At 37.8% G+C, this 20,008-nt stretch carries 23 protein-coding genes; 11 read left to right on the top strand and 12 right to left on the bottom strand.

Features of this window, described 5'->3' with window-relative positions:
• A complete protein-coding gene (locus F3G75_RS04685; RefSeq protein ID WP_149716736.1) occupies positions 1–795 on the top strand; it encodes a phosphatidylserine decarboxylase in 795 nt (264 codons plus the stop codon).
• 447 nt (positions 796–1,242) lie between these two features.
• Here the strand turns inward: F3G75_RS04685 and ychF are convergent, their stop codons facing one another.
• Genes ychF through rpiB form a run of 6 tightly spaced genes read right to left on the bottom strand, consistent with a single transcriptional unit; the run spans position 1,243 to position 5,725 of the window.
• Positions 1,243–2,346, bottom strand: a complete 1,104-nt coding sequence (gene ychF / locus F3G75_RS04690) for a redox-regulated ATPase YchF (RefSeq protein WP_149716737.1) — start codon at positions 2,344–2,346, stop codon at positions 1,243–1,245.
• Entirely contained in the window at positions 2,346–3,797 is a 1,452-nt protein-coding gene (locus tag F3G75_RS04695) for a leucyl aminopeptidase (RefSeq protein ID WP_149716738.1), read from the bottom strand. The genes ychF and F3G75_RS04695 overlap by 1 nt, the downstream gene beginning before the upstream one ends.
• Entirely contained in the window at positions 3,778–4,383 is a 606-nt protein-coding gene (locus tag F3G75_RS04700) for a DedA family protein (protein ID WP_054196332.1), read from the bottom strand. The genes F3G75_RS04695 and F3G75_RS04700 overlap by 20 nt, the downstream gene beginning before the upstream one ends.
• Position 4,384: 1 nt before the next feature.
• Positions 4,385–4,933, bottom strand: a complete 549-nt coding sequence (gene apt, locus F3G75_RS04705) for an adenine phosphoribosyltransferase (RefSeq protein ID WP_107686614.1) — start codon at positions 4,931–4,933, stop codon at positions 4,385–4,387.
• Positions 4,934–4,952: 19 nt separating this feature from the next.
• Positions 4,953–5,285: a hypothetical protein gene (locus tag F3G75_RS04710; RefSeq protein ID WP_149716739.1), complete on the bottom strand. Its 333-nt coding sequence runs from the start codon at positions 5,283–5,285 to the stop codon at positions 4,953–4,955.
• Entirely contained in the window at positions 5,282–5,725 is a 444-nt protein-coding gene (gene rpiB, locus F3G75_RS04715) for a ribose 5-phosphate isomerase B (RefSeq protein ID WP_149716740.1), read from the bottom strand. Before rpiB ends, F3G75_RS04710 begins: the two co-directional genes overlap by 4 nt.
• Before the next feature lie 110 nt (positions 5,726–5,835).
• On the opposite strand from rpiB, the gene F3G75_RS04720 reads away from it, so the two are divergent.
• The gene (locus F3G75_RS04720; protein ID WP_149716741.1) at positions 5,836–7,221 is read left to right on the top strand and encodes a DUF4139 domain-containing protein; all 1,386 of its coding nucleotides are present in this window, start codon (positions 5,836–5,838) and stop codon (positions 7,219–7,221) included.
• A gap of 18 nt (positions 7,222–7,239) precedes the next feature.
• Here F3G75_RS04720 and F3G75_RS04725 read toward each other — a convergent pair whose 3' ends face one another.
• From F3G75_RS04725 to folD, 3 genes are read right to left on the bottom strand one after another with little or no spacing between them, the layout of a single operon-like run.
• Positions 7,240–7,899, bottom strand: coding sequence for a site-2 protease family protein (locus F3G75_RS04725; RefSeq protein WP_149716742.1), 660 nt, complete (start codon positions 7,897–7,899; stop codon positions 7,240–7,242).
• A complete protein-coding gene (gene lepB, locus F3G75_RS04730) occupies positions 7,886–8,791 on the bottom strand; it encodes a signal peptidase I (RefSeq protein ID WP_149716743.1) in 906 nt (301 codons plus the stop codon). Before lepB ends, F3G75_RS04725 begins: the two co-directional genes overlap by 14 nt.
• A 2-nt stretch (positions 8,792–8,793) precedes the next feature.
• Complete coding sequence (gene folD / locus F3G75_RS04735) at positions 8,794–9,654, bottom strand: bifunctional methylenetetrahydrofolate dehydrogenase/methenyltetrahydrofolate cyclohydrolase FolD (protein ID WP_149716744.1); 861 nt, start codon at positions 9,652–9,654, stop codon at positions 8,794–8,796.
• A gap of 83 nt (positions 9,655–9,737) precedes the next feature.
• On the opposite strand from folD, the gene F3G75_RS09595 reads away from it, so the two are divergent.
• The 9 genes from F3G75_RS09595 to F3G75_RS04780 all read left to right on the top strand — a co-directional run bounded on the left by F3G75_RS09595 (position 9,738) and on the right by F3G75_RS04780 (position 17,044).
• On the top strand, positions 9,738–10,340 hold the full coding sequence (locus F3G75_RS09595; RefSeq protein WP_149716745.1) for a c-type cytochrome: 603 nt from the start codon (positions 9,738–9,740) through the stop codon (positions 10,338–10,340).
• Positions 10,337–11,620, top strand: coding sequence for a glutamate-1-semialdehyde 2,1-aminomutase (gene hemL, locus F3G75_RS04745; protein ID WP_149716746.1), 1,284 nt, complete (start codon positions 10,337–10,339; stop codon positions 11,618–11,620). Before F3G75_RS09595 ends, hemL begins: the two co-directional genes overlap by 4 nt.
• Positions 11,620–11,898: an AtpZ/AtpI family protein gene (locus F3G75_RS04750; protein WP_149716747.1), complete on the top strand. Its 279-nt coding sequence runs from the start codon at positions 11,620–11,622 to the stop codon at positions 11,896–11,898. Before hemL ends, F3G75_RS04750 begins: the two co-directional genes overlap by 1 nt.
• Positions 11,885–12,403: a hypothetical protein gene (locus F3G75_RS04755; RefSeq protein WP_223154342.1), complete on the top strand. Its 519-nt coding sequence runs from the start codon at positions 11,885–11,887 to the stop codon at positions 12,401–12,403. Before F3G75_RS04750 ends, F3G75_RS04755 begins: the two co-directional genes overlap by 14 nt.
• Positions 12,393–13,631 (top strand): MFS transporter, encoded by a 1,239-nt coding sequence (locus tag F3G75_RS04760; RefSeq protein ID WP_149716749.1) that lies wholly within the window; start codon positions 12,393–12,395, stop codon positions 13,629–13,631. The genes F3G75_RS04755 and F3G75_RS04760 overlap by 11 nt, the downstream gene beginning before the upstream one ends.
• A gap of 28 nt (positions 13,632–13,659) precedes the next feature.
• A complete protein-coding gene (gene fliK / locus F3G75_RS04765; protein WP_188115389.1) occupies positions 13,660–15,291 on the top strand; it encodes a flagellar hook-length control protein FliK in 1,632 nt (543 codons plus the stop codon).
• Positions 15,291–15,551: a FlhB-like flagellar biosynthesis protein gene (locus F3G75_RS04770; RefSeq protein WP_021090972.1), complete on the top strand. Its 261-nt coding sequence runs from the start codon at positions 15,291–15,293 to the stop codon at positions 15,549–15,551. Before fliK ends, F3G75_RS04770 begins: the two co-directional genes overlap by 1 nt.
• 112 nt (positions 15,552–15,663) lie before the next feature.
• Positions 15,664–16,233, top strand: a complete 570-nt coding sequence (locus F3G75_RS04775; RefSeq protein ID WP_021090732.1) for a CheB methylesterase domain-containing protein — start codon at positions 15,664–15,666, stop codon at positions 16,231–16,233.
• A complete protein-coding gene (locus F3G75_RS04780) occupies positions 16,220–17,044 on the top strand; it encodes a CheR family methyltransferase (protein WP_149716751.1) in 825 nt (274 codons plus the stop codon). The genes F3G75_RS04775 and F3G75_RS04780 overlap by 14 nt, the downstream gene beginning before the upstream one ends.
• A 48-nt stretch (positions 17,045–17,092) precedes the next feature.
• On the opposite strand, the gene F3G75_RS04785 is transcribed toward F3G75_RS04780, so the two are convergent.
• From F3G75_RS04785 to F3G75_RS04795, 3 genes are read right to left on the bottom strand one after another with little or no spacing between them, the layout of a single operon-like run.
• Positions 17,093–18,289 carry an MFS transporter gene (locus tag F3G75_RS04785; protein ID WP_149716752.1) on the bottom strand — a complete coding sequence of 399 codons (1,197 nt, stop codon included), beginning with the start codon at positions 18,287–18,289 and terminating at the stop codon, positions 17,093–17,095.
• Position 18,290: 1 nt separating this feature from the next.
• A complete protein-coding gene (locus F3G75_RS04790) occupies positions 18,291–19,493 on the bottom strand; it encodes a copper resistance protein NlpE (RefSeq protein WP_149716753.1) in 1,203 nt (400 codons plus the stop codon).
• Positions 19,494–19,541: 48 nt separating this feature from the next.
• Positions 19,542–19,970 (bottom strand): copper resistance protein NlpE, encoded by a 429-nt coding sequence (locus F3G75_RS04795; RefSeq protein ID WP_103628113.1) that lies wholly within the window; start codon positions 19,968–19,970, stop codon positions 19,542–19,544.
• Between the last annotated feature and the right edge of the window lie 38 nt (positions 19,971–20,008).

Below are 20,008 nucleotides of genomic sequence, written 5' to 3' on the forward strand. Positions count from 1 at the left end.
ATGAATAAAGACAATCTGTTTTCTCAAATTTTTGGAAAGGTTGCAAAGATTAACTTTTTCAAACCACTTCAAGAAGCCATAAATTCTTTTTACATAAAGCTGTTTAAAATAGATATGATCGAGTTTAAATCAGCAAATGAATATAAAAATTTAAATGAGCTTTTTACTAGAGAGCTCATAAAGTCAAGGGATTTTGATACGGCAGATGAGATGTTTATAAGCCCAGTTGATGGTACTTGTCTTAGTTTTGGCAGCACAAAGGAACTAAAGGCCTTTAGCATAAAAGGCATGGAGTATAGTGTAAGTGAGCTATTGGGGCAGAGTGAGCTTGAGGGTGAATATGACTTTGCAAATATCTATCTTAGCCCAAAAGATTATCATCATTATCATACGCCTTGCGATATTGCCATTAAAAAAGCCATATATATTCCGGGTAAACTTTACAGCGTGGCTACAAAATGGCTTGCAAAAGTAGACAGCCTTTATACAAAGAACGAACGCGTAGCGCTATCTTGTGAGATGAAAAATGGTAAAAAACTTTGGCTTGTTTTTGTAGGTGCGCTAAATGTCGGAAAGATGAAATTTTGTTTTGATGAGCGTATACAGACAAATGCGATGGCAAATTTTACACAAATTTACGAGTATGAAAATTTACATATCAAAAAGGGCGAACGCCTTGGGAATTTCGAGCTTGGCTCAACTATTGTGATACTAAGCGAAAAAGATGCGATCGAATACAATCTCTTTGAAAATAAAGAGCTTAAATTTGCTGAGACCATCGGAATAATAAAATAAATATGCTAGGCATATAAGTAAAATTTTTATACCTTACTTGTGGCCGGTGCTCTATTTGCTCAGACTTTGGTTGTAAGTTTTATATAGTCTTTAAAAATTATTATAGATTTAAAAGCTTGTAAAATATAATGAGTGCATTATTTTATCTATCAAAATCTTCCTTGCTTTAATTGTGTTCTTCATTAAACCATCAACCTCTGCAACTAAGCTATTATCTTTACTTATAAAACCTATATTGATATCACAGAGCTGATAGCTTTTACATCATTACTTGTATAGAGAAGCTTATGTATCAACGAATATATTAATAAGACGATATGGCTTAGTATATTTTTTAAAAGAATTTTTATTAACTATAATAAGGAAGTTTAAAATCGTCTTACATCCCAAGACTTAAATATTTTTATGTGTAAATTTTGACTATTTAGCCCAAAAGAGGGCTAAAATTTAAACATTAAACCTAAAGTGCATAACATCGCCATCTTGTACGATGTAGTCTTTGCCCTCAAGCCTTATTTTGCCAGCCTCTTTGGCTCCGTTTTCACCGCCATGTGCGATATAGTCGTCATAGCTTATCACTTCAGCTCTAATAAAGCCCCTCTCAAAGTCATTGTGGATGACGCTTGCTGCTTTTGGCGCTTTCCAGCCATTTGTGATCGTCCAAGCTCTAACTTCTACGACGCCAGCGGTGAAATAGCTTATCAAATTTAGCTTCGCAAAAGACGTTTTGATGATCTTCTCAAGTCCGCTCTCGTTCGTGCCAAGAGATGCCAGAAACTCGTGTGCCTCTTCGTCGCTTAGGCCGATTAGCTCCTCTTCGACCTTGGCGCAAAGCTTGATCACCTCGTGATCTGAAGCTTTTGCGTACTCTTTTAGCGCTTTTACAAATTTATTATCTTCGCTAAGCCCTTCTTCATCGACGTTCGCACCATAAACTACCTCTTTTGCGCTTAGAAGTCTTAGCTCTTTGTTAAGTGCCAAAAATGCCTCGCTATCTCTTTGCTCAAAGCTACTTGCACTTTTACCTTCATTTAGATAAGCCAAAAGTAAATTTGCTATCTCAAGCGCCTCTTTAGCACCTTTTGCGTTTGCTTTTGCCTCTCTTGTAAGCTTTTCTATCTTTTTATTTAGCTGCTCGATATCAGCTAATATTAGCTCGGTTTGGATGATCTCGATGTCTCTTACTGGATCGACGCTACCCTCGACGTGGGTGATATTTTCATCTTCAAAGCAGCGAACGATATGCAAAATAAGCTCGGTTTCTCTGATATTTGATAAAAATTTATTACCAAGTCCCTCACCAGAGCTTGCACCTTTCACAAGGCCAGCGATATCGACAAATTCGATGGTTGAATACTGAATTTTATTAGGATTTACTATCCTTGCAAGCTCATTTAGACGCTTATCAGGCACTGGCACGATGGCTTTGTTTGGCTCGATAGTGCAAAACGGATAGTTCGCACTCTCGGCGTTTTGCGCCTTTGTAAGTGCGTTAAATGTCGTTGATTTACCCACATTTGGTAGGCCTACGATTCCAACTGAAAGTCCCATCAATTCTCCTTGCTAAGTGCTTGTAAAAAGTATAAATTCATCCTAACGCCAGCCCCGCTCGCACCTGCTTGGTTGTATCCCCAAGCCTTTTCGCGGTATGCTGGACCAGCGATATCAAGGTGTAGCCACTTATCTTTATACTCATCTTTGATAAATTTGGCTAGAAACATGCCAGCTGTGATCGCTCCGCCATATCTGCTAGATGCACAGTTGCTAACGTCTGCGATCTGGCTTTTGATAAGCTCACTAAGATAAGGGTTAAAATCAAGTGTAGTCGCTAGCTCGCCGCTATCTTTTATCTTGCTTTTAAACTCGCTTTTTAGGCTCTCGCTCTCTCCCATGATGCCTGTTGTGTACTCGCCAAGTCCCACGACGCAAGCGCCAGTTAAGGTTGCCATGTCGATTAGGATGTCTGGCTTAAAGTCTTGTGCGTAGCTTAGGCAGTCAGCCAAGACCAAACGTCCCTCTGCGTCGGTGTTTCTCACCTCTATACTAACGCCACTTCTTGAAATTAGTACATCATCAGGTTTGTAGGCGTTGCCGCCGATCATATTTTCAGTAGCACCTAAAATGGCATGAATTTCAAATGGTAAATTTAACTCCGCTGCGCCTTTTATGATGCCAAGAGCTGCTGCTGCACCGCTTTTGTCTGATTTCATAGTGAGCATATAATCAGCCGGCTTTAAGCTAAGGCCGCCGCTATCGTATGTTAGCCCTTTGCCGACAAAGATGATGCGTTTTTTAGACTTTTTAGGCTTGTAGGTTAGGTGAATGAGCCTTGGTTTATGTACACTTGCGCGGTTCACTGCCAAAAATGCATTCATCTTCTCTTTTGCTAGAAATTTCTCGTCATAGACCTCGCACTTGATACTAGCGTGGCTCTTGGCTAAATTTAGAGCATCCTCAGCCATTTTTTGCGGTGTGTAAATTTCTGGGATTTCATTTACGATATCTTTTGCAAAATTTGTAGCGCTTGCTATTATCTCTGCCTCTTTAAAGCCCTCATTTGCTGCCTTTAGATCGACCTTTTTGCCAGCAAATTCTTCAGTAGAAAAGATGATCTCTTTTAGGGTGTATTTTTCTTTTTTCTCTTTATATTTGTTAAATTCATAGCTCCCAAGCAAAAAGCCCTCAGCTAGCGCTTCAAAGCTTAGTTTTTGGCACTCCGCTACATATGAAGCTAGCTTTATGCTCTTGATGTTTAGTGATTTTAGCGCGTTATAAGCTTTAGCAGCTGCAACTCTAAGCTCGTCAAGATCAAGCTTAGAAAGTGGCACGTAAGCCCTTTTTGCCTCGCTTAGGATAAGGACGCTCTCGCCTTTGTAATTGTTAAATTTAATAGCCTCCTTATCGCCTATAAATTTATGTTTTAAGTCCTTATTTACTACAAAAATTAGTTCAATATCAGCTTTTATATCTTTTAATTTCTTATCAACTATTTGAAACTGCATGTCTTCTGTCTCTCCTTTCGTTTAAAATTTTATTTTCGATACGCTTAAATGCATAGATCAAAAGTCCCATAAATATAGCAACCACTGGGATAGCGACGTACCAGTGCTCTTTTGCTTCTTGCAAAAGCACAAGTATATGCTCGCCAAGTATCCAAGCAGGTATGGTGGTGATCGCCGCCCAGCACCAAGCGCTGATCAAATTTATAAAGGCGTATTTTTTAGCGTCATAGCCAGTAAGTCCTATGCAAAGCGGAATGATGACACGAAAGCCATACATATAGCGTTGCAAAAAGATGATTGGCCAGCCGTATTTTTTCAGCATTATGTGCGCCACTGCAAATTTTCTCCGCTGCGTGTGAAGCCTTTTTGCGATGTATTTTTTATTGTAACGGCCAAGGTAGAAGTAAATTTGATCACCCACAAAGCCTCCAAGTCCAGCCACAAATATAGCAAGCGCGATGTGCATATGCGTGGTGTGAGCGAGAATTCCAGCCATTATTAAGGCCATCTCGCCCTCCATGATACACCAGACAAAAAGTATGATGTAGCCGTACTCTTTAAGCAGTTCTATAAAAAACTCTTCCATTCTAAACCTCTAAAACGCTGTAAATTTTAGTAAGCGACTTTAGCTTTTCGCTACCTTTTAGATCGACTAGATCTATGAGAAAGCAAGCTTCAACGCAGGTCGCGTTAGTTTGATTGATAAGCTCAACTGAAGCCTTTGCAGTGCCTCCAGTGGCTATGAGATCGTCCATCAAAAGCACTCTAGCGCCTGCTTTTTCACCAAAAGCATCGATGTGAATTTGTACCTCATCGACGCCGTATTCTAGGCTATATTTTTGAGAAAGCGTGATAAAAGGCAGTTTTTTTGGCTTGCGAATAGGCACAAAAGGTAGCCTCAGCCTTGCTGCAAGCGCTGCGCCAAAGATAAAGCCACGAGACTCGATGCCAGCGATGTAGTCGATATTTGCACCCTCATATCTCGCCACTAAATGATCTATCAAAAAATTAAATGCCTCTTTGTTGTTTAAAAGCGTTGTGATATCGCGAAAAACGATGCCAGGCTTTGGAAAATCGTTTATACAGCGAATAGAGTTTAGTAAGAATTCTCTTCCCTTTTGATCTAAAATTTTCATAAATTTCCTTAAGTTGATGTTATAGTAGCGCTTCGATTTTGCCTTCAAGCTCACGGATGCGTTGTCTTAGCTTGTCGTTTTCTAAGCGGTACTGGGAATTTCTTGTGCGAAGCGAGGTCACGTCGTTTTTAGTTTTGTTTAGCTCGTCTGTTAAGATGTCGATGTTACCGAGGCTTCGCTGAAGTTGGATCTGAAATTTTCTTATTACAACTTCGGTGTCTTGGAGGTTATTTTTCATAAAATCTTTTGTCGCACGCTCTTTTTTTAGAAGCGTTTTGAAGTAAAAGACCATTACAGTTAGGTAGATCGCAGCACAAACAAGAGCGGTAAAAACGATCCACTCGCTTATCATTTGGCTTCCTTAAGCTCTATTTTTTTGACTCTTCTTTCGTGTCTGCCGCCCGCAAACTCTGTCTTTAAAAACGTTTCAAGTGCTGCTGTAGCGACACCAGCTCCGATAACCCTTGCTCCAAAAGCGATAACATTTGCATCGTTATGTTCTCTCGCAAGTCTAGCGGTAAATTCGTCGTGACAAAGGGCACACCTTACGTTTTCATGCTTGTTTGCAGCGATTGATATGCCAATACCTGTGCCACAAATGAGCACGCCATAGCAGTTAGGCTCAAGCTTGCTTGCTAGCAAATGCGCATAATCAGGGTAATCAACGCTATTTTTGTCGTTTGTGCCAAGATCAATGACTTCATAGCCAAGCTTTTTTATGGTTTCTTTTAGCTCTGCCTTAAGCTCTACTCCAGCGTGATCGCAAGCGATAAAAATTTTATCTATTTTCATGAAAAATCCAATAAATTTTTTGCAGATTATAGTCAAAGTTGCATTAAAATAAAATTTTGCTTGCATGTGAGAAAAGGCTATAATTTGTGAAATTCTTAAAAGGGAAAAATATGAAAAAGACGCTCTTTTTAATGGCTTCAGCGTTAGCCTTTGCAAATGAAAATCTAATAGAGATCTACACAGATCAAACCATCATTACTCAAAAATTTAGTGACGCAAATAGCTCTTTTAGCGCCTTTGTGCCAGAGGGTGTGGAGAGTGAGAGCATCACTATAAATGGGGATTGTGACGCGAATGCTAATCTAAAAAAGATCAGCGAAGAAAATAGCCAAAGTTACATAAAATGGAAGCAAGAAGTTGTAAATTTAAATAATAAACTTGAGGCGCTAAATGCAAGAGGTAGGTTTATAGAGCAAGCTTTGATAGAAGAAAACAAAAGTAACGATGTGACAAAAAGAGCTGATGAGTTTTATAAATTTAGCCTAGAAAATATCGAGAAAATTTCAGCTGCTAAAAGTGAGCTTGAAGCGCTTAAAGAAAATGAGCCAAAGAGCGAGATGGCTGGTTTTTTGCAGCTTGATATGAAATTTGCTTGCAACCCAAAAGAGGCGACGTTATCATACATGGATGATGAGGCCCCAAAGACGCTAAATGAAATTTATGCAGACACGAAAAACAAAAATATCTTGATAAAACAAGAAATTTTACTCACCAACCCATTTGCCAGCGATATTAAAAATTTAAAACTCGCTATCTATCCGACCAGATATCAAAAAGCGCTTGCTCCAAGTAGATTTTACCCTTGGTACGAGGAGAGTGAGGCGGAGGCTGATGGTTACGGCGCTTCAAAAAATATGCTAAGAGCCGCAAAAGTCACTGCTGAGGTCGCTGATATGCGTGTGCAAAGAGACGAGAATGAGTTTGCCAAAATTTGGAAGATAGATGGGATAAATTTAGCAAAAGGCGAGAGCAAATATATAACTTATGACACACAAAAAATGGACGCAAATTTTAGCGTTTTTGCTGATTTTTACGGCTCGCTAAAGGCATATAATGTAGCTAGCTTTAAACTAAATGATGATCTAACACCAGCTAAAACGCAGTTTTATGTTAATAGTGTGAGTGTTGGTAGTCCAAGCGAGTTTGAGATGAAAGCTAAAGATGAGCCAGTGCAGTTATTTTTAGGACAAAACGAGCTAATCGAGCTTAAAAAAGAGCGATTAAATAAATTTAAAAAGAGCTCGCTTCTTGGCAAAGACCGCATAAGCGAAGAGGGCTATGAGATAAGTGTCAAAAATAACTCAAGTAAAAGTGTCGATGTCACTTTGGTTGATCGCGTGCCAGTATCTGCTGACGAGGCGGTAAAGGTCGAGATAAAGGGCTTTGATAAAAAAGATATCAGTAAAGATGGCAAGGTGGAGCTTAAATTTAGCCTTGCGCCAAAAGAGGAATTTAAAAAAGAGTACTCTTATAAGATCACAAAGCCAAAAATTTAGAGCAAATTTGCTCTAAATTTAGCCATTTATAAAGGCGCTTGCGATATCTAAAACGTATCTTGTCGGATAAAAGATAGTATCTTTTAAAGGCGAAATGAGGATGATGATAAGGATGACAAAGCCGTATCGTGAGATGCTCTCAAGCTTTTCAGCTAGTGCGTGAAAGCCAAAATTTCTAAGCGCGTACTCGAGCGCATGAAAGCCGTCAAGTGGTGGGATCGGATAGAGGTTAAACACAGCTAACATCAGATTTAAAAGCGCAAGCGTAAATAAAAACTGAAGTAAAATTTCAAAGGTTTCTATATTTAGCAAAGCCTTTAGCACAAAAAGCGATAAGACGCCCAAGATGATGTTGTAGCAGATACCAGCTAGACTTACGTAGATAGCTGCCTTGTAGCCGCCATTTCGCACGACTGTGTAGGTATTTACAGGCACTGGTTTTGCCCAGCCAAACATCATACCAGTGCTTAGATAAAGCACCAGTGGCACGATGATAGTGCCAACTGGGTCAATATGTTTTATAGGGTTTATGCTAAGTCTGCCAAGGTTTTTTGCGGTGTTGTCGCCAAATTTATAAGCGACATAGCCATGAGCGATCTCGTGGCCGACGATGGCGATTATTAAAGAGATGACGATAGTGGCGACTTTGACTATGTCTATGTTATCAATGAAGCCCATCTACTTCGCCTTCTTTTAGAGCTTTGTTAGTGAAAAATTCATCATTTTCTATCGTGTCTACAAAACGTCCGATACGCTCCCAGCGCACATTGTAGTTCTTGTCCCAGCTAAAATATATAAACCAAGGCTCTCCGACTATGTCCTTGTAAGCCACGCTTCCCCAAAAACGGCTATCGTTTGAGTGATCGCGGTTGTCGCCTATCATAAAGTACTCATCCTTTGGCACTTTTACATAAAATGCATTAAGGTTAAAATTTGGATTTTGCGGTAGTGAGCTAATGGACACTGGCTTCATAAAAACACTATCTTTGTTTGTATTTAGCATGAAAATCATCTGTTCAAATAAATTTACATTTTCGTCATAATGGATGCCGCTAAATCTATATGGCTCTTTTATGAAAAGTTTGCCATCAAGTTCGGCTATATCGCTACATGAGTAGCCAAATTTACTCTCTTTACCATTTAAATTTTCACGGCAGTTTGCTTTTATAAAGCTATCTCCCTCTTTTGGACGCAAATACAAGGCTTTTTCGGTAAATACTATCTCATCTTCGCTTGTGGCAAAGCAACGTTTTACAAAGTGGGTCTTTTCATCTTTTGGATAACGAAAGACGACTATATCGCCTCTTGCCGGACCATCACCTGTTGCAAGATGCCCATTGTCATTTAGCTCGGGTAAAATTTTTACCTCAAGCCATGGAATTCTTGGTGTTGGTATACCATAAACAAATTTTTTAGCGAATAAAAAATCACCAACCAAAAGCGTATTTTTCATCGAACCAGACGGGATAACAAAGGCTTGAGCTATGAAAAATATAACAAAAAGTACAATGATGACTGTGCCAGTCCAGCTCGAGCAAAAGTCATAAAATTTAGTAAAAAATTTTTTCATTATTACGCTCTTTTGTGGCTAGCTATCTTAGCTTGGGCTGCAAGGATTGTGTTGTTTAAAAGCATCGCAATCGTCATCGGACCTACGCCCCCAGGAACTGGCGTGATGTATGAGCATTTTGGTGCGACCTCGTCAAAGTCCACATCGCCTACAAGTCTGCCATCATCAAGTCTGTTTATGCCCACATCAACGACTACTGCGTCATCTTTTACCATGTCAGCCTTTAAGAAAAATGGCTTACCAATGGCTGCGACGATAAGATCAGCATTTTTGCAAATTTCTTTTAAATTTTTAGTCTTGCTGTGAGTGATCGTAACTGTTGCTGAAGCGTTTAGAAGTAAATTTGCCATAGGCTTGCCAACAATGTTGCTTCTACCGATCACTACTGCATTTAGCCCAGCTACTTCTATGCCATACTCTTTTAAAATTTCCATAACTCCAAGCGGTGTGCAAGGCACAAAACCATCAAGGCCACTGACAAGTTTGCCAACATTTACAGCGTGAAAGCCATCTACGTCTTTTGCTGGATCGATCGTTGCTAAAACGGTATTTGTATCTATATGTTTTGGAAGTGGCAACTGCACCAAGATGCCGTGGATACTATCGTCTAAATTTAGCACATTTATAAGCGCTAGAAGCTCTGCTTGGGTTGTATTTTCACTTAGGCGGTGAGCTACGCTTTTTATGCCGTATTCGTTGCAGGCTTTTTCTTTGGCTCTAACGTATGTTTGAGATGCTTTATCTTCGCCTACCAAGATAACAGCTAGGGTTGGCTCTACGCCAAATTTTTTCAGTTCTTCAGCTCTTACTTTTACGCTTTCTTTGACCTTTAAAGATACGGCTTTGCCGTCTAAAATTTTCATATTGGATCCTTATTTAAAAGCTTTTTTAATCACAAGGGTGATATCATACCTAAAATTAAATTAAATTTTTAAAAGAGAGGTTTATGAGGTCTGTTTTTTTGATTTTGCTTTTTTGCGTGGCGATTTTTGGAGCTGATTTTATAACAAAGACTGAGTACGCCAAGATGCTCTACCTAAATCCACGTGGCATAGGCTGTGACAAATGTCACGGCGCAAAGGGCGAGGGTAGTCTAATCTCTAAATACAAACACTTTGACAAAAAGGCAAATAAAACGGTTGATGATGAGCTTAGAGCACCAAAGATAAATGATATAGAATTTGAAAGCTTTAAAGCCGCTCTAACAAAGCCAAAAGGCGTCATGCCAAGCTACTTTTTGACAGACGAGGAGACGACCATTCTTTATGAATACATCACAAATCAGATGAAGCCTCCCGCAAAAGTGACAAAATCGCAAAATTTAACCAAGTCAGCCGCTCCTGCTACTACGCAAAAACAGCCAGAGCAACCTGCTAAAGCTGCCCCAAGCGCAAAAGCAGTAGAGCCAGCTAAGACAGCCCCAGCAAAACCAGCTGAGCCAGTAAAAACTGCTACACAAGTGGCAAAAACGCCAGTGAAACCAGCTGCAAATCCAAAAGATAATCAAAAAGCAAATTTAAAAACACAAAATCAAAAGGATAAAAAATGACAAATAAAGAGGCATTTAGCGAAGCCAAAAAATATATCCCAGGCGGCGTAAATTCACCAGTGCGCGCATTTGGTAGTGTTGGTGGTGAGCCTGTAATGATCGATCATGCAAATGGCGCTTATCTATACGACGTCGAGGGCAAAAAGTACCTTGACTTCATCCAAAGCTGGGGACCGCTCATCTTTGGCCACTGCGATAAAGATATCGAAGATGCGATCACATCTGCTGTCAAGCAAGGCGTATCTTACGGCGCTCCGTCGCCAAAAGAGACAGCTCTAGCAAAGCTAATATGTGATGAGTTTAAACAAATAGATAAAATTCGCTTCGTTAGCTCTGGCACCGAGGCCACGATGAGTGCGATCAGAGTAGCTAGAGGATACGCCAAAAAAGATGGCCTTATAAAATTTGAAGGATGCTACCACGGACACAGCGATGCACTCCTTATCAAAGCAGGAAGTGGCGCTACGACATATGGCAACGCTTCAAGCGGTGGCGTGCCACAAGATGTTGTGAAAAACACATTTTTAGCTATCTACAACGATATCGAAAGCGTAAAAGCCATCTTTGAAAACAACAAAAACAAAATCGGCGTCGTCATAATCGAGCCTATCGCTGGAAATATGGGGCTTGTGCCAGCTGATAAGAAATTCTTGCAGGAGCTTAGAGCGCTTTGCGATAAATTTGGTGCAGTACTCATCCTTGATGAGGTTATGAGCGGCTTTAGGGCTTCTCGTCTTGGATCGTATCCATTTCACGAGGTGGACGCTGATCTTATAACATTTGGTAAGGTTATAGGCGGAGGCATGAACGTCGCTGCATTTGGAGGTAAGGCCGAGATAATGGACTGCTTAAGCCCAGAGGGCGCTGTCTATCAAGCAGGTACGCTAAGTGGCAACCCAGTGGCGATGAGCGCTGGTATAGCGGCTATTTCTAAGATAAATAGCGATCAAAATTTATACACCAGACTTGAAAAACTAGCTAAAAAACTAATGGACGGCTTTAAAGAGGCGGCAAAAAGCGCAGGTATTGCTATACAAACCGATGTTCGTGGCTCGATGTTTGGCTACTTTTTTACAGATCACGCTGTGAAAAATTATGATGATGCATTAAAAAGCGACACAAAGCTTTTTGCCAAATTTCACCAAGCGATGCTTAAGCGTGGAATTTATCTAGCGCCTAGTCAGTTTGAGACCGGATTTATCTGTGATGCGATGAGCGAGGCTGATATCGACCTAGCTATAAATGCAGCTAAAGAGGCATTTTTGGAGATAAAAGCCTAATGGCAAAGCTAAAAGTAAAAGATATAGTAGTAGGTGCTGAGCAGCTAAGCCTTGGTATATCGATGGTTGTAGCTGTGGTAATCGGCACTGGACTAGGATATCTTGTAAAAAAGGCTACAAATTTCACGCCAGCACTTTGGATAGGGCTTATTTTTGGTATTTTGGCGGCTATTTTAAACGTATACAAGGCTTATAAGGCACAGGTGAAAAGCTTAGATGAGCTAAAATACGAGAATAGGTTTAGAAGCTACGAAAAAGATGATGATGAGGACGATTAGTAGGCTTTTTATTTGCTATTTTGTGCTTTGGCTTATCCTTAGTGTGATTGGCAAATTTGTATCATTTTCATTTTTTATAAGCTCGCAAATTTCATTTTTTGCCTCGCTCATTATCTTGACAGCTAGTTTTTTTGCCTACAAAAACCGCATAAACTCAAGGCTAGAAAATGCTAGAGATGAAATTTTAACCACAATAAAAGAAGAGGACGAGGATGATGAGGATGAAATTTCTACTCAAGAAGAGATAAAAGAATTTAACCTAAAAGATGAAAAAGCAAGGCTAAAAAAGCAGAAATTTTCATTTAAAGATAAGAGTTATATGGCAGCATTTATGCCTTACCGTTTGGCGGCTTATGCAGCATTATTCTTAGGATTTTTATTTTTAAGAAATGAAAATTTACTAAATGTGCCTGGCTTTTTAGTTGGGCTTGCTCCCATGCCCATTGGAGCTTTTATCTTTGGGATAATGCAAAATAATTTAAGAAAGGATGCAGATGGCAAGTAGCTTTAGGATCATCCGTTCGATGGGGCCGCTATTTTTTGGCATGAGCTTGCTTTTTATCGGAAATGGTCTAGTTATCGCTTCTTGTAGTGCGTTGCTTAAGCAAAATGGCGTTGGTGAACTTGAGATCGGTCTTATAAACATGAGCTTTTTTGTGGGTGCACTTGTTAGTACTATTACAGCTCATAGAGTGATATCAACTACTGGTCATATAAGAGCGTTTGCTATCTTTTCAGCTATCTTTGCGGTATCGGCCATGCTTCATGCCATCAGTCAAAATTTGATCTTTTGGGCAGTGTTAAGGGTGTTTTTGGGGTATTGTTATTACGCGCTTTTAATGGTTATAGAAAGCTGGCTAAATGCAAAAATTCCAAATAAAATAAGATCTCGCGTGATAGCCTTTTACGAAGGCGTTTTTTACACGAGTTTTGGACTTGGCATTTTGATCTTGGCTCTTGATCTTAGTGTATTTGAAATTTTTATAATAAGTGCAGCTTTTATCATGCTCTCAAGCATTCCATTAAATTTGATCCGTATAAATCAGCCTCAAATCCCAGAGCGTCAGCCCATAAATATTCCAAAAATTTTTGGTATCGTCCCGCTCGCTCTTGTTGGAGCGCTAATTGCAGGCTTAGCAATAAACGGCTTTTTTTCGATGGCAAGCCTTTTTGTCTTGCTTCAAGGATACGGCACAAAAGAGGCATCATTTTTTATGACGGTTGCGATGATTGGGGGCTTTTTAGCTCAAGTTTTTATCGGTAGTTTCTCTGATAGATATGGTAGAAGGCCAGCTATTTTGCTTTGTAGCAGTGTGGCTTTAATAAGTGCGATTTTGTTTTTACTAAATGGCAAAAATTTAACGATTGAATATCTACTTTCATTCTTTTTTGGGGCTGGAATTTTTTGCACCTATGGACTTTCTTTAGCTAGGGCAAATGATGAGATCACAGATAAAACTAAAAGCGTGCAAGTCGCACGTGCCTTGCTATTTAGCTACTCTTTGGCTTCGCTTTTCTCGCCGCTTCTTATGAGCTTTGCGATGAAAATTTTTGGAGCATTTGGCTTTATCTATGTTTATTTGGTGCTTTTTGCTGGACTTATTTTATTTGCGCTAACGCAAAAGACAATACCACAGCACATGAGAAAAGAGTATAACGATAGGCTCGTTGCAAGGACGGCTGGCATCGCTACTATTGAGCAAAATGGAAATTTTGCCGATAGAAAAAAATAAAAAGTGAAAAATGGATATAGGAAATTCTTTGAATATATCAAATACTTCGGTTCAAACCGGACAAAATGCTACTCAAAATGCGCCAGTTCGTAAAAATGAAGGCTCGCTTTTTAAAAATCAGCCAAGCGTACAAACGCCTAATGAGCAGAGCATTTCAGAGACACTTGATAATGTTGGAAAACTCGTTGCAAGAGTGCTTGATGATCTAAAAAGTGCTTCAAGTCTTAGCAAGGCTGAACAAATTTTATCTCAGGCAAAAGATACGAAAATCGCTCCAAATTTAGTGGGCGAGCTATCAGACCTTGCGAAAAGCTTAGAGGCTGAAGCAACGCAGAATGAAAGCCCTGAGATAAAGAGCCTTGCACTAAAGCTAAAAGAATTTCTAAAACCAATAGCCGATCTAAAAGCCGGCTCACTAAATGATCAGATCAAAAACTCAGGCGTAATGCTTGAAGCAAATTTAAAAGATGCACTTAGTCCAGAGAAGCTTCCAAGCTCGGTTCAGAAGCTACTAAGCGATATAAAAAATCTCTCAAGCGGGAATTTACTAAATCAAATTTTAACCCTAAATGATGAAAAATTAGACAATCAAAACTCTTTTTCAAAGCTTGCTTCTATACTTGAAAAAGCGAGTAGTGACGCAAAAAACATCCTTGATAACTCAAGCATAAAAACGCTTTTAAAAGATGTTGATAAGCTTGATAGTGTGGTTAAATTTTTAGATAAAAATTTTTCAAAAGATCAAAATGGCGAGCTAGTAAAAAATCAAATAGGTAAAATGCAAAATTTCATCTCAAATTTAAGCGAGAAAGTCGCAAGCCTAGCAAATGAAAAGCTAAATCAAAATTTTGGTTTTAGCCAAAATCACAAAGAGCTAAAAACTATCCTTGATAGCATAAAAAACGATTTAAAAACGCTAAATAATATAGGCGATGAAGCAGGGCTTGTAAAAGCGTTTAATGAGATGAGTGATGTCTCGAAGGATGGTAGCTTGCAAGATAAGCTCCAAAGTGCAGCGAGACGTCTTGCTCATAGCCTAAGTCTTGCTGATGCTAAGGCAAGTTTGGCTAAAAATGAGCTAAGTGAGAGTAAGGCACTTTTAAAACAACTAAATCTCGCTACAAACGATATAAATAACATTACGACTAAAAATAGCAGCGAAATTTCAAAGGTGCTAAGCCAAGATATAAAAAGTACGCTTTTAAACATCAGTGAAAAGAGTCAAAACCCACAAAGCATAAATGCTGCAAATAAGATGATTTCGCAGATCGAGATGCATCAAATGATATCAAGCCTTCAAGGCGGGATCCAAACTTATATGCCTTATATTTGGGACGGCGTTGAGGGTGGAAATATCGCATTTAAGCAAGGCAAAAAGGATAAATTTTACGCTCAAATAGATCTAAATTTTAAAAAATTTGGACAGATAAATGTGATGGTTGGACTTATTGATAAAAGATACATCGATCTTTCGGTAGCTACGCAAACAAATGAGTTTAAGGAGCTAATCCTCTCAAACTCTAGTGAATTAAAACAAGCAATATCAAAGCTTGGACTTATAGTTTCAAACTTTAATATCAAAACTTTGTCAAAAGTGAAGCTAAATGATAGATTTAAAAAATTTGGTGGCCTTGATGTGGGCTTTGATAAGAAAATTTAATGCAAGTAAATAAGAAAAAAGCAGTAGCTCTTGGCTACAACAGATCTAAAGATAATGCTCCAAGAGTGCTGGCTAGTGGCGCTGGTGAGATAGCAAATAGAATAATTGATCTTGCAAAAGAACATGATATACCGATCAAAGAGGATCCTGATCTTATTGAAATTTTAAGCAAGGTTGAAGTTGATCAAGAAATTCCACCAAATTTATATAAAGCTGTTGCTGAAATTTTTAGCTTTTTATATAAGATCACAAAGAAATGATCTATAAATTTGCTTAAAAATTAGCAAGGCATATAAAGAGTGGCAAGGATATTGACGATATACAAAAAAGTGGCGTAAGCTAAATATTAAATTAAAATTTTAAAGGCTATTTGTGGCACAAAAATTAATATTAATAGGGGCGTCTACTGGCGGGCCTGGGCATTTAAAAAAGTTATTAAAAAACGTAAAACTAAATGGAGCTATCATCGTGATAGCCCAGCACATGAATAAAATGTTTATAAACTCTTTTGCTATGCAAATCGGAAAAGAGTGTGGCTTGGATGTTGAAATTTTAAATGAGAGGAAAATTTTAAAAGAAAATACCGTATATGTCTGTGAACAAAATGTAGTGGTGTCGCCAAATTTACCAATCAGTGCAAAGCCAAATACAGAAGAAAAGACCATATATACGCCAAATGTTGATGTGTTGTTTAAATCTGGAGTTGGAATTTGCAAGAGCGCAAATGTCTTAGCTATCTTGCTAACTGGCATCGGAGATGATGGTGCATCTGGGCTTGATAAGCTTTATAAGGCTGGAGCAAAGTGTATAGCTGAAAATGAAGAGAGCGCGATAGTTTATGGTATGCCAAAACGTGCAAAAGAGCTAAATCAAAGCTTAAAATCATTAAATCTAACTATGATAAAAAAAGAGCTGGAGGATTTTTTAAATGCTATTAACTAATGACGCAAAAGATATAAAAACAATGCAAACAAATACTTCACAAGATATGGATAGTTTTAATGAATTTATGAACGTTATCAAAACTCTTTGCGGAGTTGATCTGGAGCCAAAAAGAGATATTACATTGCAACGAATTACCATTTTTATTAGAGATCGCCAGATAAAAAGCTTTAAAGATCTTGTTTCAATGATAAGATATAACTCAAGCTTGCGACAAGACATTTTAAATCTAGTAACTGTAAATGAGACTTATTTTTATAGAGAGTTACCTCAACTTAAAGATGTGATCTATTACGCAAAGGAGCTTGGAGGAGCTAGAATTTTGTGTGCTCCTTGCTCCACTGGAGATGAGTCATATTCGCTTGCAATGCTTGCTTATGAGATGGGATTTAAACAGCATGAAATTTCAATCGTAGGTATAGACATAAACTCAGAAGCCATAGCAAGCTGTCAAAATGGTATTTTTAGTGAGAGGAGCTTGCATAGATTAAGCGATTTTCAAAAAGAGAGATTTTTTACAAAAGTCGATGATAAATTTAAGATAAAAAAAGAAAATTTACCAAGGTGTGAGTTTAAAATTTTAAATGTTTTTGATGATGCTATTTTTAATCTAGGAAAATTTGATATCGTGCTTTCAAGAAATATGATGATCTATTTTGATGATGATTTTAGATTAAAATGTGTTGAGAGGCTTCATAAATTGCTTAAGCCAGATGGTAGGCTTTATGCTGGGCACGCCGATCTTGTGCCTTACACTCCAGCTTATGAAAAGCGCTTTTCAAATGGAACTACCTACTATCTAAAAAAATAAAAATTTGCCAAGTCGCCTTTTAACTTGGGCGACTTAATTTAAAATCAATCACCTTATTTTGTAGCTTTTTAATACGATGTGATAGTAAAAAGCCCCTACAAAAAAGAGGCTTCCCATAAAACTCGCAATCATCTCAACGCTAAGTCCAATATCATAAAGCAGTCCAATGACAAATGAAATGAGAGCGCTAAAGCCAAGAAAAACCATATCGTTATATGCAATCACTCGGCCATAAAATTCTTTTTTACAGTTTTGCTGAAGCATTGTATAGGTGTAACTCCAAAGACTTGATGTGCAAAATCCAGCAAAGATAATGCCAATAAGCGATAGATAAAAATTCCAAAGCGACAAAGCCCATATGATGATACCAAGACCCTGGCCGATATATACGAAAATAAGCGTATTTTTATTTATAAATTTACTAAGTATGGCTGGAGCAAACATAAGTGAAATGGATCTTGAGGTATTTAATAGTCCTATAATTAATGATGTCGAGAGTAAATTTGCATATTTGTAATCAGCCAAAAGTGCGATCAATGCGTCATAAGCGGTAATGCCAACAAAGGCGTGCAAAAATATAAGATGCACGATGAGTCTATTTTCTTTTAAATACACAAGTCCATTTTTTAGCATTTTTAGTGGTTTTTCTATAAATTCTGGCTTTAGACCTTGCAAATTTAAAAAATATAAAAATCCAAAGCTAAGAATGTATAGTATGCCATCAAGCAAAAAGGCGCTTTTTATCCCAAAGAAGTGTATATAAACTCCCGCTAGCCCCATGCCAGCAGTGTATGAGACCGCCCAGATGATAGAGTGGATCTCGTTTGCGAGTTTGAGATTTTCTTTGCTTAAAATTTTTGGTAGCACGCTCATCTCTACTTGAAAATACATTCCGCCAGTGCCATTTCTAACAAAAATGATGAGTAAAAGTAGCCATAAAAAATCAAGTGAGTCTATAAAAAGAAGCATGAAAACGCTTATCGTCTCAACTGCCATCATGATGACAAGCATTGGTTTTGGGCTAAATTTATCAACTAAAATTCCACTAAACGGAGCTATGACAACACCCGGGATAAATGCCATCGCTGCACTTAATGTGATCGCCCAAACAGGAGCGTTAAGCTTGATAAGAAGGGTAAAAATACCTGTGTGCGAAAACCATACGCCAAAATAGCATATAAGCTGAATGATGCTTAAGAAGCGAAAATTTTTCTCTTCTTTTAAAAGTTTAAGATATTCTTTCAACTTATTGATTCCACATTAGCATTATTTGCTCTATCTTTGTTTCATCTGGGATATCGTTTAGGCTTGTTATCTCTTTGGCAAGTGAATTTTTTAGTGTGATTAACATATCGTGACTATCTATTTTTAGATAGATATTGTTTTTGTCGCTACTAAATTTAGAAATAACAAGAGAGTTTTTTATATCTTTGAAATTTGATTTAAGGCTGATATTTTCTAGAGTTTTAAACTCATTTGAATAAATTTCAATGCTTGTGATAATGCCATTTAGTAAGGTGTATTCAAAAATTCTTTCATTTTTACTTGTTACGATGTAGCTGTTTTCTTTTTTTGTGTTATCTCGTTTTATGTTTTTTGAGCCATAAATTTTTATCACATCTCTATTTGCTGATTCGTTTGTCAGCTCTGCAAAAAAGCCTTTGCCAAAGAGATTTTTTTGATCTTTATCTTTTTTATATCGTCCGCTTATGTGAGCATTTTTACAAATTTTGTCATTTGCTACTAGAAAAATTGCATTATTTATTCTGTGTATGCTTAGAGCAATGCCTTTTTCATCTAAAAGGTAAAAAATTCCTTTGTCGTAAAGTAGCTCAGAGCTAAACTCGCAAAGTGGCGAGCCATTTTTTAATGATGAATAAAAACTTATTTTAGCACCATTTTTACTTGGCACGATTACGATATCTAAAAAGTTATCTTTGTTTTTAAATTTATAAAATTTAGCAAAAAAACTATCTTTGTAAGCTTTGTTTACCGGCTCGAAATTATAAATTTGAGCTAGCACACCAACTCGCTTATTTTTCTTGTCATCAAGTTGAAGAAGTGAGTTTTTATCTGGCGCAAAGTAGCTAAGATTGCCATTTTCATCTTTTAAAATGATAGCACTATCATCAACATCAAATGTGCCATTTTTTTCAACCAAGCTTGCTTCTTTATCCATAGTAAGCATTGTTTTTGTGTAGGTTTTATCTTTATTTAGCGTAATGATAGTTTTTATGCCCTCACAGTTTGGGCAAGGCAAAATAGTGTGAAAACTACTATAAATTGAGTTTGGAAGCATTAGCTTTTCTGGCTTTTTGGGTGTATTTGCCTGAACTAGCGGTTTATCTTCTTTTGCTGTATTTTGTGTGTTTTGTTTTGGCTCTAAATTTTCATTTTTTGCGCAGCCAAGGATGAAAAATGAGATAAGTATGGCAAAAAGATATTTCATTTGCAACTCCTTAAAAATTGCAAAATTATATCATTTTGCCTTTAAAATTTATTTTACGCGTTTAAAGATGTATTTATCTTTTAGCTCGCCAGTAACCTCTTTTTGATCCATATCTAGCATTTTTAGGTTCTCGCCTTCTATTTTATAAAAGCTCTTTTCTTTATACTCATCAATCGTTGTTATCACGCCATTTTCGATTGAGTATTTGCCTTTACTAACGGCTTTGTAGTTGTCTTTTGACTTGTAGTTCATCACACTTTCAAATGTGCCGTCCTTTTTTAGTATAAGGGTTGAGTCTATGCCCATGCAGCTAGCGCAAGGTAAAAATGCCTTGTAAGTGCCCTCGATGCTGCTTACTGGAGCCATGCAGCTACCTTTTACTTCACATTTGCCTTGTGGGACGTTTGCGTTTTGGCTAGATGAGGCACAACCTGCCAAAAGTAGAGCCGCACTTAGTGCAAATATAAAATTTTTCATGCTAATCCTTTTTGAAAATAAAATTTAAAATGTATTAT

The organism is Campylobacter concisus (assembly GCF_902460705.1).
In the GTDB taxonomy this organism is placed as follows: Bacteria; Campylobacterota; Campylobacteria; order Campylobacterales; family Campylobacteraceae; genus Campylobacter_A; species Campylobacter_A concisus_Z.

Bases quoted from the DNA above. Each gene is read 5' to 3' on its own strand.
- F3G75_RS04685 (WP_149716736.1), top strand. From the start codon at position 1: ATGAATAAAGACAATCTGTTTTCTCAAATTTTTGGAAAGGTTGCAAAG.
- ychF (WP_149716737.1), bottom strand. From the start codon at position 2,346: ATGGGACTTTCAGTTGGAATCGTAGGCCTACCAAATGTGGGTAAATCA.
- F3G75_RS04695 (WP_149716738.1), bottom strand. From the start codon at position 3,797: ATGCAGTTTCAAATAGTTGATAAGAAATTAAAAGATATAAAAGCTGAT.
- F3G75_RS04700 (WP_054196332.1), bottom strand. From the start codon at position 4,383: ATGGAAGAGTTTTTTATAGAACTGCTTAAAGAGTACGGCTACATCATA.
- apt (WP_107686614.1), bottom strand. From the start codon at position 4,933: ATGAAAATTTTAGATCAAAAGGGAAGAGAATTCTTACTAAACTCTATT.
- F3G75_RS04710 (WP_149716739.1), bottom strand. From the start codon at position 5,285: ATGATAAGCGAGTGGATCGTTTTTACCGCTCTTGTTTGTGCTGCGATC.
- rpiB (WP_149716740.1), bottom strand. From the start codon at position 5,725: ATGAAAATAGATAAAATTTTTATCGCTTGCGATCACGCTGGAGTAGAG.
- F3G75_RS04720 (WP_149716741.1), top strand. From the start codon at position 5,836: ATGAAAAAGACGCTCTTTTTAATGGCTTCAGCGTTAGCCTTTGCAAAT.
- F3G75_RS04725 (WP_149716742.1), bottom strand. From the start codon at position 7,899: ATGGGCTTCATTGATAACATAGACATAGTCAAAGTCGCCACTATCGTC.
- lepB (WP_149716743.1), bottom strand. From the start codon at position 8,791: ATGAAAAAATTTTTTACTAAATTTTATGACTTTTGCTCGAGCTGGACT.
- folD (WP_149716744.1), bottom strand. From the start codon at position 9,654: ATGAAAATTTTAGACGGCAAAGCCGTATCTTTAAAGGTCAAAGAAAGC.
- F3G75_RS09595 (WP_149716745.1), top strand. From the start codon at position 9,738: ATGAGGTCTGTTTTTTTGATTTTGCTTTTTTGCGTGGCGATTTTTGGA.
- hemL (WP_149716746.1), top strand. From the start codon at position 10,337: ATGACAAATAAAGAGGCATTTAGCGAAGCCAAAAAATATATCCCAGGC.
- F3G75_RS04750 (WP_149716747.1), top strand. From the start codon at position 11,620: ATGGCAAAGCTAAAAGTAAAAGATATAGTAGTAGGTGCTGAGCAGCTA.
- F3G75_RS04755 (WP_223154342.1), top strand. From the start codon at position 11,885: ATGAGGACGATTAGTAGGCTTTTTATTTGCTATTTTGTGCTTTGGCTT.
- F3G75_RS04760 (WP_149716749.1), top strand. From the start codon at position 12,393: ATGGCAAGTAGCTTTAGGATCATCCGTTCGATGGGGCCGCTATTTTTT.
- F3G75_RS04770 (WP_021090972.1), top strand. From the start codon at position 15,291: ATGCAAGTAAATAAGAAAAAAGCAGTAGCTCTTGGCTACAACAGATCT.
- F3G75_RS04780 (WP_149716751.1), top strand. From the start codon at position 16,220: ATGCTATTAACTAATGACGCAAAAGATATAAAAACAATGCAAACAAAT.
- F3G75_RS04790 (WP_149716753.1), bottom strand. From the start codon at position 19,493: ATGAAATATCTTTTTGCCATACTTATCTCATTTTTCATCCTTGGCTGC.
- F3G75_RS04795 (WP_103628113.1), bottom strand. From the start codon at position 19,970: ATGAAAAATTTTATATTTGCACTAAGTGCGGCTCTACTTTTGGCAGGT.